Below are 17,213 nucleotides of genomic sequence, written 5' to 3'. Positions count from 1 at the left end.
GAGGCCAGATCATCTCAGCTCTTGCCACTTTGAAAAATATCGATCAATCATACAGACTGTATGAATTAATCAGACAATAGCATGAGCAAGCTTCTCAATCTCAACAGGCTGGTTTTCTTCACCTCCGTCGTGGAGACGGGGTCGTTCACCGCGGCCGGCGAGCGGCTTGGCGTCGCCAAGGCCGTGGTCAGCCATCAGGTGGCGCGGCTGGAGGAGGAGCTCGGCGTTTCATTGCTGATGCGGACGACGCGGCGGCTGCATGCGACGGAAGAGGGTCGGGTGTTCTACGACCGCTGCATCATTATCCTGCGGGAGGCGGAAGCAGCCTACGGAGAAATGTCTCTTCACGCGAGCGAGCCAACCGGCACGCTGACGCTGACCGCACCATTGGATTATGGCGCCGCAGTCGTTGCATCCGTGGTTGCAGCCTACCGCGAACGCTTCCCGCAAATGCGCGTCGATCTCATATTCGACGACAGCGTCATTGATCTTGCCAATGGTCAACTGGATCTGGCGATCAGGGTCGGCTGGCTGACCGATATGAGCAACAAGGCCAGGCGTCTCGGCACATTCCAGCAGTACCTTGTGGCGACACCGAAGCTGGCGGCAAGCTTTCCCAAAACCATGGAACCGTCCGACGTGTCGGCCTTGCCCTGGATCGAAAACGCGGTGCTACGTCAGCCTTTGCGCTGGGTATTTTCGAAAGAGGGCCGCCAGTCCGAGATCGTCGAGATGCGTTCCGCCGTGCGGACGGATAAGACACCGTCCGCCTATGCCTGCGTGAGGGCCGGCATGGGCGTTTCGGTGTTTCCAGACTACATGGTCGTGGACGACATTGCGGTCGGGCGCCTGCAGCGATTGGCTCCGGAGTGGACGCTGCCCGCTGGAGGCATTCACGCGGTACTGCCGATCGCGCGCTTTCGTCCCGCCAAGGTAAGCAGATTCATCGAGATGATCCAGGCTGCCGAGAGGCGACGGAATGCTGCATCTAAGTGAAACAGTGTGACGACATCTAGCGATTTGGTGTATATGAAATTCTAATGCAACTGAGAAACGTATCCTGCTGACATCTGGTGCATGTCGCGCCGGTACGGAACCTGCCTCAAATTCTTCGAGCTCAGCAATTTTGAGTGGTCGTCACTCCATTTTCGAGTGCCCAGGAAGAGATTCTGTAATGCACATCATTGTAATTATTGTATAAATTCTCTTTATGGAGATATGTATATAATACTTTTGGTGGAAAGCGTGCGTGTTTCGGCGAATTTTAATTCAAAAGTAGAAAAATATACGAAGTTTGAACTATAAATAGTAATTTGTATCCAAGAATATATTGTGATAAATTATAAATAAGCTTGGGGAGGGTGTGGTGTTTTATTTCCGTCACGCCGTGACCGTTGTGTTGAGCGCCATGCTGCTCGCACCATTGTCTTTGAAAGCCGCCGAGAAGGTCGGCCAGGCGGTGTTGATTAAAACCGAAGTTACGGGTGCTGGCGGCCCGCTCGCGGTCGATGATCCCGTTCATCGGGACGAGCAAATTCGCACCTCGATTTCGGGCCTCGGACAGTTTACATTTCGGGACGGCACCAGACTCGCTGTCGGAGCCGGATCGTCCGTTACCATCGACAAATTCGTCTTCGATGACTCGGGCGCAGTGAAAAAGCTGACCATAAATGCGGCAAAGGGCAGTTTTCGCTGGATGAGCGGAAATTCGAGCCACTCAGCCTATCAAATCGTGACGCCGGCCGGAACGATCGGCGTGCGCGGAACCGCGTTTGATTTTTATGTCGGAGCCAACGGTACGACGGCTGTCGTTCTGTTGAATGGCGCTGCGCAATTCTGCGGCGCAGGCGGCTGCAGGCAATTGAAACAGCAATGCGACTGCGTCGTTGCGAAACGCAACGGTCAGATCAGCGAACCTCGCCGGGTCAATCGCGACGTTCTTAAAACGCTGGGCAACCAGCGGGCTCTGCCGTTCCTGTCCGGGGATCAGCAACTTTCAGGACGAATGGGTTTTGTCGGCGGCGGCGGTTGTGGTCTGTCGACGGCGATGAGGGGCCAACCCAACGGGATCTCTCCACGCAGCGTTCCCGCGAATAATCCCAGTCCGACCCAGCCCGATACGCCTAGCGTACCCAACACACAGGATTCGCCACATACGGAAACGCCGGCGACACCGACGGAAACTCCCACCACGCCGAATGTCCCAAATCCATCAAACACGCCCGACAAACCAGATAAGCATGACGACGATGATGGCAAGCATCACGACCGTCATCATGGCAGAGGCGAGCACGGATGGGGCGATCATCATCGAGGCGACCAGGACAATGAAGGCGATGACGGTGATCATAATGATCAAGGCGATCACGACGGCGGACATCACCATCGCTAAGGTAATTCCAGGAAAACTGTGCAGCGGCTTTCCGTCCTGAATTGCGAGAAAACAACGAGATAGAGCGGCTCGGAGATTGCCTGAAAAAGGTAAAACGCAAAATCAGCTAGATATCGGCGGCCTTGTCCGCAGTCTCGTCGACGAAGTGTCCGCCTCGGCGCGAGATCTGGCTGTAAAAATCCTGCAATAGTCCTGTTGCCGCGGCTTGCGCCTTGAGTTTGGCGGCGCTGATGAGTTTGCGGCTGCTTGTCGAGCGTATCCTTAGGGCGGCGACAAGCTGCCTGTGCGTAGTCTGCAGTTCGACAAATCCGGCGGATCTCGCCACGCGCTCGTCGCCGACCACCGCAAAGAGTTTGGTTCGCATACTCTTACCCTTCAGCGTCAGCGCTCCTGCTTCGAGCAGAGCCCAATCGGGTAGCGAGCCTGCCGTCGGTTCGGACACCAGAATGTCGAAATTGACATCCTTGCAGGCGGATTCGATGCGCGCGGCAATGTTTACGGCATCGCCGACTGCCGTGTAATTGAAACGGGTCTCGGCCCCCATATTGCCGACGCATGCAAGCCCCGTGTGGATGCCGATCCCTATTCCGACCCGCCGCGCGTCTCCGAAACCGAAGGCATCGCTGCCATTGAGGCGGGCCAGAGTTTCCCGCATGCCGAGAGCCGCACGCACGGCCTTGCCGGCATGATCGGAGACATCGACGGGAGCGTTCCAGAAGGCCATGATCGAGTCTCCGATGAATTTGTCGAGCGTGCCGTCATTGGCGATGACATGGTGGCTGAGCGCATCGAGCAGCGTGTTCAGAAACGCGACGACGGCGCTCGGGCTCATCTCCTCGCTGATCTGGGTAAAGTTTCGCACGTCGACGAACATGACCGTCAGCTCGCGTTCGTCTCCTCCGAGACGCAGAGCATTGCGCGTATGCTCGATGCGATGAAGCAGCGATGGAGAGAGGTAATGGCCGAAAGCCCGCCGCACGTCGCGCCGCTCCCGATCCGTCACGAGAAAGCGGAATGCCGTTGCAGCGAAGTGCGTGATCGATCCCGAAACGATCGGTGCCAGCGGGTCGAAGAGAAGCCCCCCGTAAAGAAAGGCAGTCCAGGAGGCCACAAGGGCAAAAAACGTAATCAACAGGCCGCAGGCAAGGGCTGCGGCCGGATTGACGAAGGTGGTGACGACCACCAGAAGGCTGCCTAAGACGGCGATGGACAGGATTTCCAGCCCGTCTGCCCAATCCGGCCGGGAAAGGAAGCGGCCTGAAAGGATCTGCTCGACGATCTGCGCGTGGATGGAGACACCCGGCACATTCTCGTCAAGGGCCGTCGTGCGGACATCCTGGAGGCCGGAAGCGGAGGTTCCAACAAAGACGATACTGCCTTCGATGGCGGTTCTGATATCGGAGGAGGGGCTTTCGGTCGCGAGTATCTTGCTTGCCGAAATATACCGCTCCGCGGTGTCGGGGCTGACATAGAGCCAGAGCTCTCCCGCCGCCGTCACAGGCACCACGAAATTGCCGATTTTGACCCGGGTGAGGGTATTCGGCGTGTTTGGCGCCGCATCGAGTACGTAGGTGGAGGCTCCCTGCGCGACACGGAGCGCTTCAAGCGCTAGACTGGGATAAAGCTGCTTGCCGTCGCTGAGAAAAAGCGGAACCGCGCGCACCACCGCCGATGATGTACCCGGATTAAGGCTGATATGGCCGAGGCCCGCGGCATTGGCTTCCAATTGCGGCTGCAGCGGTGTTGCGGCCTTGATCGCGGGCGGCGCTCCGAAAGGACTTTCGCCGGTATAGGCAAAGCCCGCCTTGACCGGCGGCAGATAGTTTCCCTCGTTGGAGAGGCCGAAACCCAGCACCACCGGCTTGCCCGCGAGCGATTGGGAAAAAATTTCATCATTATCCGGCAGATTGCCGAGCAGCGAGGGAGCAACGCCGGTGACGTCGCGAACGACATTGCGTGGTGACAGGCGGTCGGGCTCGGCGAAGAGGACATCGAAGGCGATAGCAGCCGCGCCCATATCGGAAAGCCTGTCCACAAGGGCAGCAATCCGGTTTCTTGGCCAGGGCCATTGACCGAACTCCCGCAGCGACGCCTCGTCTATGTCGACGACCCGCACAGGCTGGTTCTCGAACGTCCGGGGCACCAGGCGCTGATACTGGTCGAATGTCAAATCGCGGGCGAGCCTTAGCAACGGAGGATCGCTTGCCCGCAGGATCGTCAATGCCGTGACGAAGGCCAGGCCGATAACGACGCCAATTTGCTGCGCACGAGTGACCATGATGGCGTCAGCCCCTTTGTCCCGCATCCCTGGCATTAAGTAAGGATTCGAAGAAATACAAAAAACTATTGGTCTGCTGCTGCGACAAGGAAGAATACGCTGCCTTGTTCCCGGGCACGATGCAATGATCAAAATATCGAAGAGATAAGGAACCGAATTCTTGCACGGCGGTAGCTGAGGCAATGCCGCAAATTAGGGAAGATTTCGCGAAACCCGACGCTTCAGCCCGGGCATGAGTTCATGCCCGGGAATCAAGCATGGCTGTCCGAGCTGTAGAGGTATTTGTACCGGCGGCCATATACCCACATATGTGCTAATGTGGGGAGGCCAGGAAGAGAGAGGTTCGAGTGATGAGATCGCAACGGAAGGCAGAAAAGCGAGAACTCGTGACTGTTGGCAGGCTTTCAGCCTCACTGTCGGCTCCTCTTGAAAAATATGAAAAACATGCCGGTAATACTCATATTTTACCCCGTCACCGCGAGGTCGCCCATTCAGACCGAGTGAACGGTTGTTGAAAGACGTTTGCGACCGAATTATTCAACCAAGGCAGAGGCCGGACGGTGGGGTTGCCGGTAGATGCAGTCGGAGTTCCTATCCTTGCCTGACCGTCCGGCTCGACATCCTAGGATCGAACGCATTGACATGCCGGAGGCCATATCGCAGTCGGTGCTCGATAGCATGTGTCGGGACAGGAGCCGGCGATCATCGGTATGGGTCTTCGAAGGGCGGTAGACATGTCAGCCGCGCTGAACGCTATCTTCGCCATACATCGACGTTCCCTCCTATGGAGAGTGATGCGGATTGTCCGCGATCCGCAAACTGCGAGGATTTGGCGCAAGAGACATATGTCGAGGCGCACAATGCGCTTGAGGTCACGTCGATCGAGTACCTTGAGAGCTATCTCTATCAAACCGCCGGCAATATGGCGCTTGATCGCAACCGTCGGTGCAAAACTCGTCAAACTCTTGAAAACTCGGAGGTCAGCCAGGAAGACATCGAGAGCATTGCGCTGGAGGCTTCTTCTGCCGAACAAGAATTGATCGAGCAGGAGCGCCCGCTTGTTTGAAGAGGCTCTGCTCGAACTACCGGTACGGGCGCGAACGGTATGGGCGTTGTCGCATGTCGATGGCTGGGCCTATCAGCAAATCGCCGAGCATCTGAATGTTTCCCGCAATACTGTATAATGATGTGAAACTCGTTATCGGTCATTGCCGCGACGCGCTCGCTCGTCTGGAACGGGATGGCTAGGTCGTGCGGCTTGCCCGCGGTCTTTATCAACTTCCCGATACGGAGCTCGATGCCAACCACAGTCTGGCAGAGATTGCCAAACGTGTCCCGAAAGCCGTTGTCTGTCTTGTTTCGGCCCTCGCTTTCCACGGCTTGACGGATCAACTCCCGAGGCAAATCTGGTTTGCCATAGGCCGCAACGACTAGGCCCCACAACCGAACGGCCCTGCTATACGCATCGTACGTTTCACAGACAGCCTTTTCAACGAAAGCGTAGAGACCCGTGTCGTTGAAGGTGTTCCGGTGAAGATTTTTGGAGTCGCCAAGACGATTGCCTATCGCTTTCGCTATCGCAACAAGATTGGTCTATCCGTGGCGATTGAGGGGCTGCAGGAGACGCTGCGGCAACGAAGGGCTACTCCTGGCGAAATCGCTGATCAGGCTGAGCGCGGTGGTGTTGGCACGGTGATCCGGCCGTATCTCGAGGCACGAACCGCCAATGGCTAAAGAAATCAGAAATCTCGGCGCCTCGGCGCGCCCGCCTGTTGCAACTCGCCAAGGCAAGCGGGCAAAGCTTCGATTTGGTTCTGACGCGTTTTGCGCTTGAGCGGTTACTATTCCGGCTCAGCCAGTCACCCCCTGCGGGCCGTTTTGTGCTGAAGGGTGCGATGCTGATGATGAGCTGCTCGATGATCCACACCGCGGCACGCGTGATCTCGACCTTTTGGGCTTCGGCAGTCCCGAGCCGGACCCGATGCTGAAGACCTTTCGGGAGATTCTGGCGCAACAGGCTGATGATGGCGTCACGTTCGACGCAGAAACTTTACGCGTGGATCGCATTCGCGAGGGACTGGAATATGGCGGGCTCAGGCTGCGGGTGGTCGCCTCAATCAGCGGCGCCCGGATCACCCTGACGATTGACATCGGATTTGGCGATGCGCTCGAGCCTGGGGCGGAGATGTTAGATTATCCTTCTATGCTGGGTTTTCCGATGCCCCGGCTCCGAGCCTATGCACGGGAGACGGTTATTGCCGAGAAGTTCCAGGCGATGGTCATGCTGGGGCGTGCAAATAGTCGGATGAAGGACTTCTACGATATATGGTTCTCAGCAGATCATTCGATTTCAATGATGACAGATTGGCGCGTGCAATCGTAGGCACGCATTCGTTGAAAGCGTTGCACACGAACCCGGCAATCTGACCGACGTCATCGCGGAGATTGCCACGTTCCTGATGCCGCACGCCGTTGCGGCTGTGAGGCTGGGCAAATGAGCTTTTTGGTCACCACTGTCGGGCCATGGAACGATGACAAGTCGATTGCGCTGCCGAAGTAAATAACGGGGTCGGCGGTTCGTATCCCCTCGTGAGCATGCCATCTCCGGCATGTGTCGGAGATACTCGCGGTTCAGCTGGCTGGTGAGCCTGCTTGCCGTGTGGCGGTGAAACACCATTCGGCGGCGCCTTTTTCGCTTAGCGGCCGCGAATAGAGGTAGCCTTGCACCAGCGTACCTCCCAACCCTCGAAGGGCGGTAAGTTCTTCGGGTGTTTCTACACCTTCAACCACGCATTCCAGACCCATGTCTCGGCTGAGCGTGAGAAGAGATTTCACTATCTTGTAGCTGGCGGGCCTTTTGTGCAAATCTGTGACGAAGCTGCGGTCGATCTTGATCTTAGTCAAAGGAAGAGCATGCAGCCGCGTCAGGCTGGAATAACCGGTGCCGAAGTCGTCCAGTGAAATGCCGCAACCGAGGCGCCGCAGCATTTCGACCGACGACTTGATTTGCTCGAAATCGTGGGTAAAGGCCGTTTCGGTAATTTCAAGATCAAGACGCTTCGCGTCAAAGCGGCTGCTCTCGATGATTGCGATCAGCGACAGAACTCCTTCGCTGGAGTTGAGATCGTAGGCCGACAGGTTGAACGACAGGCGCAAAGGTTTTTCCCATTCCGATGCGAAGGCAAGTGCCTTTTTAAGCAGCGGCCGCGTCAGCGAACTGACGATGCCAGCCCGTTCGGCAATGGGGAAGAACTGTGCGGGCGAGACCTGCCCAAGAACCGGGCTATGCCAGCGGGCCAGGGCCTCGAAGCCAACCGTTTGGTCATTCCCCAGGCTCACAATCGGTTGAAACATGACCGAGAGCTCATCTTCCAAATTGGCTTGCTTGAGCAGATGCTCAATGCGCGCTTCTATATTGATCTGCTTTTCGTGCTCAGCGTCGAATAAAACCGCGCCCCCGCGACGGTTTCTTTTGGCATGGTAGAGGGCATAATCAGCCCTGTCGAAAAGCTGCTCCAGAGTGGAAGCGAGGTTTGGAAAGACTGCTATTCCCATCGATGCGGATACGTGCACCGTTCCTTCCGGCAGATGATAAGGCGCTCCGAGCCATTCGGAGATTGCATTCGCGTTTTTGACGAGCTGCGCATCTTCAGGCGCGAGCGGAGCGACAATCGCAAACTCGTCACCACCCAATCGAAACGCCCGACTGGCTTTCAAGCTGGTCGTCAGGCGCCTGCTGACGTCGATCAGCAACCTATCTCCCACCGAGTGCCCGTAAAGGTCGTTGACCGGCTTGAAGCCATCGAGATCGATGACACCCAGGGCCAGTCGCGTGTTTTCGGCCTTGGCCCTTTCGAATTCGGCTTCCAGATGCGTGAAAAACGCGCGACGATTGGGTAATTCCGTCAGGCTGTCGACATTCGCAAGCAAGAGATTCTCATTGCTAAGTGCTTCTGTGCGTTGCTGCGAGATAACCATGCGCTCGAAATTGCGGTAGTTTGTCAGGAGAATCGACATCATGCCCGCACAGACCAGTACCACATTGATAGCTATCGCAATAAAAGTCGGTTGCCTTGAGGCCACGAAAAATAAAACGAATGCTCCATTGACGATCACAGTGACTATGAATGCCGCCGAGCGAACATACATCAGGCAGAAAATGCAGGAGATGACTGTAATCGCCATATAGAAGGCGACATGAGATTGAGCATATGCATCGCCATAGGGCACCAGTAAAAATGACCAAACGGTGAATGCAGTGGCGATCCCAATAGCCAGGCGATTGGTGCGGACGAGCGCTGCGTAAGCCACCTCAGGCCGGGGATCGACATTGCGTGTTCTCCACCAGAATGTGATCCTGAGCATGCAGCCGAGCGTAAAAAAAGCAGGGATGCCAACGGTGAGCCAAGCCGGCGCTGATTGCATATGGGTAATAGAAAGCGCCCACGTACTCGAAATCAGGATTAAATACATCATCGGCATCTGCCGGGTGAAAGCGCGGTACTGAGCTTTCAGCAAATCCGGATTATCGGACTGAATGGACATAAACTGCTGAAATTTCTGTTTGGCTTTTAGTATTTCCATAGCGCGGCTCATAGAGTAACGACGCCATTAATAACATAGATGTTGTTACATTATTTGAAATGCACACGGTTAATCAATAAACAATTGCTTCAACCGTCGGCTGCATGCCTTGTTATCCTGATCGGAAGAAGGTCTTTTCTTGCAAGGGCTGTGCAGCCTAGCGTTTACACCAAGTTTGATATGGCAAATGTGCTCTTCGATACCCGATGCGACCCCGAACGTTGCGGCGGTTGATTAGCCACGCGAGCACTGACAGCGAGATTGCCTTGAGGAAAATTGGCAGACCATAGCCATTGGACGAGCATTCGGAGCCGATCGTCGAAATCCGTCGAGCCAAAGGTGCGGCGAAGTGGAAAGCTTCAGCCTCTTCGACGCGGTCAAATGACCTTGCGGACGTCCTGTTCGAAACTGAGGACATGATGCAGCGCAATTCGTTCCGCGGTATCGGCATCTCCCCGGCAGACGGCTTCAAGCATCAGGATCTGCTCCTGTACGACCTTATCAAGTCCCGGGGAGAGCTCAGGAAACCGCCGCATCGCGACATGCAGGATTCTGAGCGAAAGATTATGGTAGTGGTCGAGCGTGTCGAACAGGTATCGGTTCTTGGCGCTTCGATAGATAAAGCGGTGAATGCGCCGGTCGAGCGCAAGCAGGGCATCGAGCTCCGAAGGAAGGGAGAGCGCCTTTAGCGCTTCTATCAGTTTGCCGGCTTCCAGGCGTTCCGGCTCACGCAAGCGTTCTGCCGCCAGTCGCGTTGCCCAGGATTCGATCCTAGCCCGGGCTTCATAGATTGCCGTGAGATCGCTGATGTCGATCCTGCTGACGAAAGTGCCCCGGCGCGCATTGACATCGACGAAGCCGTCGCGCTGCAGTCGCAGAAATGCCTCCCGCACGGGCGTGCGGCCAACGTCGAGACGACGCATCACGTCATTTTCGCGCAGGATCGTACCAGGTGCCAGATGGACCGTGATGATGTCTTCGCGCAGCTGTAGATAGGTGCGTTCAGCCAATGTCAGCGTCGCTTCCGGATCGTCGAGCATTTCTTCCGACACCCAAGTGTCCATCCACATCATCTCCATCCTGAGGGTGATCCAGCCTGCTTCCAGCTGAATCACTTGACAATGCACTTCGATAATATACTCTGTAATATATTACAAAAATATAAGGAGGGTGAACATGATTAGCAACGATATTTTCCCACATTCGCGGTTCAAACGCGGGATGGCGGCAATCCTGGGCTTTGGGATTGGAATGCTGACCGTGGCTACGGTTGTAAATGCTGCAGACCTGGAGACGCTGAAACCGGGCGTGCTGCAGGTCGCGATAGAGCCCTACATGCCGTACACGGCATTGAAGGATGAAAAGCTCGTCGGGCTCGATAGCGACATTCTCGACGCGGTCGCCAAGAAGCTTGGTCTCAAGATCGAGACGACGGCAACCGATTTTCCCGGCATGCTTGCCTCGGTACAGTCACAGCGCGCTGATATCACGATCGGTGGCATCGCATGGTCCGATGCACGGCAGAAGGTGGGCTTGTTCACCGATCCGCCCTACTATTCGCCGCCGGCCATGGCTGTGCATGGCGATGCTTCCTATCCCGACGTCAAGAGCCTGGAGGGCAAGGCACTCGGCACGGTGACCGGATATGTCTGGGCCAAGTCGATTGCCGAAGTTCCGAAGGCCGATGCGCGAACTTATCCGACAGCCGACAGCGTCTTTTCGGATCTTTCGTCGGGAAGGCTCGACGTCGGCTTTCTCGATCCGCTGCTGATCATCTATCAGCAGCAGCAACGACCCGATATGAAGTTTCGGGTTGCCTATCTCAATGCGCCGACCGCGGAGCAGGTCGCCGCTCATCCCGATTACAAGTACTTCCAGCCCTACATGACCGGCTTCTATCTCCCCAAACAGGCGCCGAAGCTTGCCCAGGCGATCTCCGACCAGATCGATGCGATGTACAAGGACGGTTCGCTCGCCGCGCTCGTGACGAAATGGGGCGGCGATCCCAAGCAGTTCCTGGTTCCGTCACCGGATATGGCGGCACAGCGGCGCGGCGTCGATCGCCCGCAGACCTGGTCGCCGCCATCCGTCGCTGATTGAATGGAGGAACGGACATGAGCTTTTGGCAACCTCTTGCTCAATTGTTTCAAGTTCCCTGGGGCGACTATGCAGGCAATCTCGGCGAGGGTCTTTTACGGACCCTTGCCTATACGGTGGCTAGCTTCGTTGGGGCGGCGATCCTCGGACTCGCGCTTGCCTTGATGCGCCTCAATCGGTTGCGCATCGTGCGCCTGCCGGCGACCATCTACACGGAAGTCTTCAAGAATGTGCCCCTGCTTGCCATCATCTTCGTCACCTACTTCGGCTTGCCCTCGGTCGGGATCAGATTCAGCGTCTTTGTGGCCGGTGTGCTCAGCCTGGTCTTGTTCTATGCAGCCTATTTGTCGGAAATCTTTCGCGCGGCGATAGCTGGCATTCACTCGGGTCAGAATGAGGCGGCGCATGCTTTGGGTCTTGGCCGTGCCACCACCTTTGGTCATGTGATCTTGCCGCAAGCACTCCGCCTTGCGCTGCCGGGTACCAATACGATGTTCGTCGACCTGTTGAAGTCGACCTCATTGCTGGTGACGATCTCGGCGGCGGAGCTGATGACGAGAGCGCAATTGATCGCTTCGGAGACATTCCGATCGCTCGAGGTCTATCTGGTGATCGCGGCAGTCTATTTCGCCGTCTGCTATCCCGTCTCGCAATGCCTCCTCTGGCTCGAGCGCACGATCCATGCGGGCATACCCTTGTCGTTTGGTCGCCGCCGGCGGTTGAGGCTGGCAAGAACGTTGATTCAGGCAGGGGGTTAGACGAATGGCTCAGATAACAGTCGAACCAAAGCGCCTTGTGACCGCACCCGACAACGCCACCGCGATCAAGATCAGGGGACTTCGAAAATCCTTCGATGGAAGATTGGTTCTCGATGGCATAGACCTCGACGTTCCGCGCGGCCGGATTGTCAGTATCATCGGGCAAAGCGGCGGCGGCAAGACTACGCTCATGCGCTGCGTGAATTTGCTTGAACAGCCCGAAGATGGCGCCATCGACATAAACGGCGAAGCAATCTTTTCGAAGGGAGCGGTGACCTGCAAAGACCTTGCAAAGCTGCGCCAGCGGGTCGGCATGGTGTTCCAGCGCTTCAATCTGTTTCCGCATCTGACCGCGGTGGAAAATGTCGTGCTGGCGCAGATGCACGCCGCGGCCATCGGGGAGCGCGAAGCGGTGGAGCGCGCCGTGCGATTGCTGACCAGGGTTGGCCTCGTACACCGGGCGCTTGCCTATCCGGAACAAATGTCGGGCGGCGAGCAGCAGCGCGTGGCGATCGCGCGGGCTCTGGCTCTGTCGCCAACCGTTCTCCTGTTTGATGAACCGACCTCCGCGCTCGATCCGGAATCGACCGGTGAAGTGCTGCGGGTGATGCGCGAGCTTGCAAGGGACGGGATGACGATGATCATCGTCACGCATGAACTCCCATTCGCCCGGGAAGTATCGGATTGGGTCGTTTTCATCGATGGCGGTCGGATTATAGAGCAGGGTCCGGCTGCAGATGTGCTGGACAATCCCAGGGAGCCTCGAACCGTTTCCTATGTCGCAAGATACGCAAAACCGGGCTGAGCGCGAAGTTTCCAGTCGTGTCACCCTGGTATTGCGATCGCGCCGGTGACTGCTTCTCTCTGAAAAAATATGGATGAAATGAAACGGATTTCGACAGATATCGCCGTCGTGGGCGGTGGCGTCATTGGTCTTGCGATTGCTCTTCGGCTTCGTGCCGATGGGCGCGAGGTCATCGTCATCGAGCCGAACGAGCCGGGATCAGGCGCCTCCTACGGCAATGCGGGAACCGTGGCGGACTATGCGATCATACCGGTGGGAACCCCATCGGTGCTTCGAAATTTCCTGTCGCTTATCCTCAGTCCGGACAGCCCTTTGGCGGTCCGGACATCAGCGTTGCCGACCCTGTTCCCCTGGCTTGCCCGGTTCGCTTACGAATCTCTCCCACACCGCTATCGCGGAAATGCCGGTCGGATTGCCGAACTTGTTTCGGACGCCTCGTCGGCCTGGACGGAGTTTGCCGCGGAGATAAACGCATCGAACTTTCTGTCCGCAAAGGGTTGCCTCTACCTTTATGAAACGCGCAAGGCGTTCAAGGCGGCTGGTGCCGATATAGCGCTGCGTCGCAACTATGGCGTTTCGCAAGAGCTTCTTTCGGCCGGTGAGGTAGCCCGGCTGGAGCCTCGCCTCACTGGATTTGAAGGCGGGGTTTTCTTCCCGAACGCCATCAATCTTAGCGATCCGGGCGAGGTGATGCGCCTTCTTACTGCAGCGGTGAAGCGGGCAGGCGTGGAATTCGTTCAGGCATCGGTTACCAACATCGTGCGTGAGCGAAGCGGCCTGCGCATCGCAGCTTCGGCTTGCGAGCTGCGCGTCCGCACGGTCGTCATCGCCGCCGGCGCCCATTCGCGCAAACTGGCCGCATCGCTCGGTGATCCCGTGCGGCTTGATACCGAGCGTGGCTACCACGTTGAATATGACATGCCGGACCTGCCGGTCGAGCGGCCGGTCTGCCCGACGGCCCACGGCTTTTATTTTTGCCCGATGCAGGGGCGGCTGCGTGTTGCCGGTCTGGTGGAGCTTGGCGGTTTGACGGCTCCGGGGAATCCGCGGCTTACGCAAGCCCTTGTGAGGAATGCGCGCAGATTCTTCCCCGAACTTGGGCCGCCAAGTCGTTCCTGGCTTGGGTTTCGGCCTTCAATGCCCAATTCCGTGCCGGTCATCAGGCCTTCAAAAGGCGGTAGAGACGTCATCCTTGCCTTCGGGCATGGGCATATCGGATTGACCTTGGCGCCCCGCACGGCCCAACTGGTCAGCGCAATGCTGGCCGATTAAAGCACGAGAAGAGATGGCCGATCGATACGCGTCGACCAACGGTTTGGTCGGTGGAGCAGCCATTCGAATGCATCAAGAGCGAGATGTAGCGCATCAGGAAGAACGTCGGGCCGGCGGCGCGGCGAAACGGTTACCGGCAATTGCCCCTTGGAGCCAAGCTCAGCCTCCGATGTGCCAATCCTTCTCGGCTCGTTCAGTATTTCATCCTAGCCTGGTTTGTAACCGTGCCGGGCGAAGAAGCGATCCAGCTCTCGCTGCTGCGGACTCTGTCCGGTATAAATCGCGATATATTCCGGAATGCGCTTCATTCGGACAGCGATATCTTCCTGCGACTGCATCGAAATGTAGCCGATCTGGACAAGGTAGGTCGTCCGCGCGCGAACATCGGCGGCTGCCGGCTCCAAACCGAACCTCATGAACATTCGCGAGAGCGCTTCCACTCGCGCCTGGTCTGCTTCACGAACTTCCTTGAGGATGTCCGGGGACTGCAAGGCCCAACTGCGCACTGCGAATTCGAACTGGGAATCGAACAAGTCCTTGTTCAGCCAGCAGTCGAAGACATTAAACATCGCCTCGACAAGGGATTCCGCATATGCCTCGGACTGCTTGATCAGATTCCCGGTATTCTTGTCCCGCCATTTTCCCACAAGGGCGTCGAGGAGTTCCTCGCGATCCTTGAAGAACCAATAGAAGCTTGTGCGTGACAGCTTCAGCTTTTTCGCCAATGGCAGGATTTTCACGGAATCGATACCGGAATCGATCAGCAATGCGTAGGCAGCCTCGAGCCACCCCTCCTGCGATCCTCGCCGGCCGCTGTCGTTCATACTCTGATCCATGGTCGTTTCCTAACAAATCGGCAGCACCCGCACAACGGAAATGTACATCTATGTCTGGAAAAGAGACTTATATGTTTTCCAATATTGACACTTATGTACATTGCTGTTTAGCGTTCTGTTGCATTCCTAATCTGGAGCCCGGCACATGTCGAACGATCCTCTTCTCCAACCTTATCAACTCAAGCATCTGGCGCTGCGCAACCGCATCATCGTTACGTCTCACGAGCCTGCGTATCCCGAAGAGGGCATGCCGAAGGAACGATATCGCGCATACACGTTGGAGAGAGCGAAGGGTGGCGTGGCCCTAACCATGACAGCGGGTTCAGCCGCCGTATCCAAGGACAGTCCGCCAGTATTCAACAACCTTCTCGCCTACAAGGACGAGATCGTTCCGTGGATCAGGGAGATGACCGACGCGGTTCACGAGGAGGGAGCGGCAATCATGATCCAGTTGACGCACCTTGGTCGGCGCACGCGCTGGGACAAGGGAGACTGGCTGCCCGTGGTGTCACCCTCCCATCACCGCGAACCGGCTCATCGCGCGTTTCCAAAGAAGCTCGAAGACTGGGACATCGAACGCATCATCAAGGATTTCGCCGACGCTGCCGAGCGCATGAAGGCGGGCGGGATGGACGGCGTCGAACTTGAAGCTTATGGCCACCTCATCGACCAGTTTGCCTCGCCGCTCACCAACGAACTCGAGGGCCCCTATGGCGGCTCTCTCGAAAATCGCATGCGCTTCTGTTTCGACGTCTTCAAGGCCATGCGGGAGAGGGTGGGCGACGACTTCATCCTTGGTGTTCGATACACGGCCGACGAATGTCTTCCCGGCGGTACCGGCAAAGCGGATGGCCTTGAGATATCGAAGCGTCTGCGCGACAGCGGCTTGATTGATTACCTCAACGTCATCCGCGGCCATATCGACACCGACCCCGGACTTACCGACGTGATCCCGATCCAGGGAATGGCCAATTCCCCGCATCTCGATTTCGCAGGCGAGATTCGCGCTGCCACGAACTTCCCGACGTTTCATGCTGCCAAGATTCCCGATGTAGCCACCGCCCGTCACGCGATTGCGGCGGGAAAGGTCGACATGGTGGGCATGACGCGCGCCCATATGACCGACCCGCATATCGTCCGCAAGATCATCGAGAAGCGCGAAGAGGACATCCGCCCCTGCGTGGGCGCCAACTACTGTCTGGACCGCATCTATCAGGGCGGCATGGCGTTCTGCATTCACAATGCGGCGACCGGGCGCGAGCAGACGATGCCTCACATCATCACGAAGGCGGAGATCCGCAAGAAGGTGGTCGTTGTCGGCACGGGGCCGGCGGGTCTTGAAGCCGCACGGGTGGCGGCCGAGCGCGGACACGACGTCGTCGTGTTCGAAGCGGCGAACGACCCTGGCGGTCAAATCCGTCTCACGGCGCAGAGTGAACGCCGCCGCGAGATGATCAGCATCATTGATTGGCGCATGAGTCAGTGCGAGAAGCTTGGCGTCACCTTTCACTTCAACACATGGGCTGAAGCCGAAACCATAGCGGCTGAAAATCCCGATGTTGTCATTATCGCGACGGGCGGCCTGCCGCATACTGAGGTGCTTTCGAAGGGAAACGAACTCGTGGTTTCATCGTGGGACATAATCTCAGGAGACGTGAAACCAGGATCGAACGTGCTCATATTCGACGATGCCGGTGATCACGCAGGTCTGCAGGCAGCAGAATTCCTGGCGAAGGCCGGAGCGAAGGTCGAGATCATGACGCCGGATCGCTCTTTTGCTCCCGAAGTCATGGCGATGAATCTCGTTCCTTACATGCGTTCGCTGCAGAAGCTCGATGTGACCTTCACGGTGACGTTCCGGCTGGAATCGGCCGAAAGGAACGGCAACCAGATCGTTGCCAATGTCGGAAGCGACTACGGCGGCGTTTCCAAGCAGCGTGTCGTCGATCAGATCGTGATCAATCACGGCACAATCCCGCTCGACGAGCTGTACTTCGAACTCAAGCCGCGTTCGAGCAATCTGGGTGAGACCTCTTATGATCAGCTCCTGGACGGGAAGCCGCAATCCGTCATCCGCAATCCGGAAGGCAGGTTCCAGCTCTTCCGGATCGGCGATGCCGTGGCCGCGCGCAATACGCATGCCGCAATCTACGATGGCCTGAGGATCGCAAAGGACATCTAGAGCACGCCG

Annotated in this window: 13 protein-coding genes and 2 pseudogenes; 11 read left to right on the top strand and 4 right to left on the bottom strand. The window is 57.1% G+C overall.

Going from position 1 to position 17,213, the window contains the following annotated elements; translation table 11 throughout:
* The first annotated feature begins 81 nt into the window (after positions 1-81).
* Positions 82-996, top strand: a complete 915-nt coding sequence (locus ABOK31_RS29010) for a LysR family transcriptional regulator (protein WP_349962334.1) — start codon at positions 82-84, stop codon at positions 994-996.
* 370 nt (positions 997-1,366) lie between these two features.
* Complete coding sequence (locus ABOK31_RS29005; protein WP_349962333.1) at positions 1,367-2,392, top strand: FecR domain-containing protein; 1,026 nt, start codon at positions 1,367-1,369, stop codon at positions 2,390-2,392.
* 106 nt (positions 2,393-2,498) lie between these two features.
* Here ABOK31_RS29005 and ABOK31_RS29000 read toward each other — a convergent pair whose 3' ends face one another.
* Positions 2,499-4,670: an adenylate/guanylate cyclase domain-containing protein gene (locus ABOK31_RS29000; RefSeq protein ID WP_349962331.1), complete on the bottom strand. Its 2,172-nt coding sequence runs from the start codon at positions 4,668-4,670 to the stop codon at positions 2,499-2,501.
* A 784-nt stretch (positions 4,671-5,454) separates the two neighbouring features.
* Here ABOK31_RS29000 and ABOK31_RS28995 point away from each other — a divergent pair.
* The 4 genes and pseudogenes from ABOK31_RS28995 to ABOK31_RS28980 all read left to right on the top strand — a co-directional run bounded on the left by ABOK31_RS28995 (position 5,455) and on the right by ABOK31_RS28980 (position 7,168).
* Entirely contained in the window at positions 5,455-5,736 is a 282-nt protein-coding gene (locus ABOK31_RS28995) for a sigma factor (protein WP_349962330.1), read from the top strand.
* On the top strand, positions 5,729-5,854 hold the full coding sequence (locus tag ABOK31_RS28990) for a sigma-70 region 4 domain-containing protein (protein ID WP_349962329.1): 126 nt from the start codon (positions 5,729-5,731) through the stop codon (positions 5,852-5,854). Before ABOK31_RS28995 ends, ABOK31_RS28990 begins: the two co-directional genes overlap by 8 nt.
* Positions 5,855-5,921: 67 nt before the next feature.
* Positions 5,922-6,404 (top strand): annotated as a pseudogene (locus ABOK31_RS28985) (transcriptional regulator).
* Positions 6,397-7,168: pseudogene (locus tag ABOK31_RS28980) on the top strand (nucleotidyl transferase AbiEii/AbiGii toxin family protein). Before ABOK31_RS28985 ends, ABOK31_RS28980 begins: the two co-directional pseudogenes overlap by 8 nt.
* A gap of 133 nt (positions 7,169-7,301) precedes the next feature.
* Here ABOK31_RS28980 and ABOK31_RS28975 read toward each other — a convergent pair.
* Together ABOK31_RS28975 and ABOK31_RS28970 are read right to left on the bottom strand one after the other, a co-directional pair.
* Complete coding sequence (locus ABOK31_RS28975; RefSeq protein WP_174172553.1) at positions 7,302-9,254, bottom strand: EAL domain-containing protein; 1,953 nt, start codon at positions 9,252-9,254, stop codon at positions 7,302-7,304.
* A gap of 377 nt (positions 9,255-9,631) precedes the next feature.
* Positions 9,632-10,318, bottom strand: a complete 687-nt coding sequence (locus tag ABOK31_RS28970; protein ID WP_174172552.1) for a GntR family transcriptional regulator — start codon at positions 10,316-10,318, stop codon at positions 9,632-9,634.
* A gap of 112 nt (positions 10,319-10,430) precedes the next feature.
* On the opposite strand from ABOK31_RS28970, the gene ABOK31_RS28965 reads away from it, so the two are divergent.
* The 4 genes from ABOK31_RS28965 (at position 10,431) to ABOK31_RS28950 (ending at position 14,186) form a co-directional block, all read left to right on the top strand.
* On the top strand, positions 10,431-11,354 hold the full coding sequence (locus ABOK31_RS28965; protein ID WP_349962326.1) for a transporter substrate-binding domain-containing protein: 924 nt from the start codon (positions 10,431-10,433) through the stop codon (positions 11,352-11,354).
* A 14-nt stretch (positions 11,355-11,368) separates the two neighbouring features.
* On the top strand, positions 11,369-12,109 hold the full coding sequence (locus ABOK31_RS28960; RefSeq protein WP_349962324.1) for an amino acid ABC transporter permease: 741 nt from the start codon (positions 11,369-11,371) through the stop codon (positions 12,107-12,109).
* 4 nt (positions 12,110-12,113) lie between these two features.
* Complete coding sequence (locus ABOK31_RS28955; protein WP_174172549.1) at positions 12,114-12,914, top strand: amino acid ABC transporter ATP-binding protein; 801 nt, start codon at positions 12,114-12,116, stop codon at positions 12,912-12,914.
* Positions 12,915-12,992: 78 nt separating this feature from the next.
* The gene (locus ABOK31_RS28950; protein ID WP_349962321.1) at positions 12,993-14,186 is read left to right on the top strand and encodes an FAD-dependent oxidoreductase; all 1,194 of its coding nucleotides are present in this window, start codon (positions 12,993-12,995) and stop codon (positions 14,184-14,186) included.
* A 206-nt stretch (positions 14,187-14,392) separates the two neighbouring features.
* On the opposite strand, the gene ABOK31_RS28945 is transcribed toward ABOK31_RS28950, so the two are convergent.
* Positions 14,393-15,022 carry a TetR/AcrR family transcriptional regulator gene (locus ABOK31_RS28945; protein ID WP_349962319.1) on the bottom strand — a complete coding sequence of 210 codons (630 nt, stop codon included), beginning with the start codon at positions 15,020-15,022 and terminating at the stop codon, positions 14,393-14,395.
* Positions 15,023-15,167: 145 nt separating this feature from the next.
* On the opposite strand from ABOK31_RS28945, the gene ABOK31_RS28940 reads away from it, so the two are divergent.
* A complete protein-coding gene (locus ABOK31_RS28940; protein WP_349962317.1) occupies positions 15,168-17,204 on the top strand; it encodes an NADH:flavin oxidoreductase in 2,037 nt (678 codons plus the stop codon).
* Positions 17,205-17,213: the final 9 nt, after the last annotated feature.

Origin of the sequence: Rhizobium sp. ZPR4, assembly GCF_040215725.1 — a bacterium.
GTDB lineage: Bacteria > Pseudomonadota > Alphaproteobacteria > Rhizobiales > Rhizobiaceae > Rhizobium > Rhizobium rhizogenes_D.
This window is presented reverse-complemented; position numbering and strand designations above follow the sequence as displayed.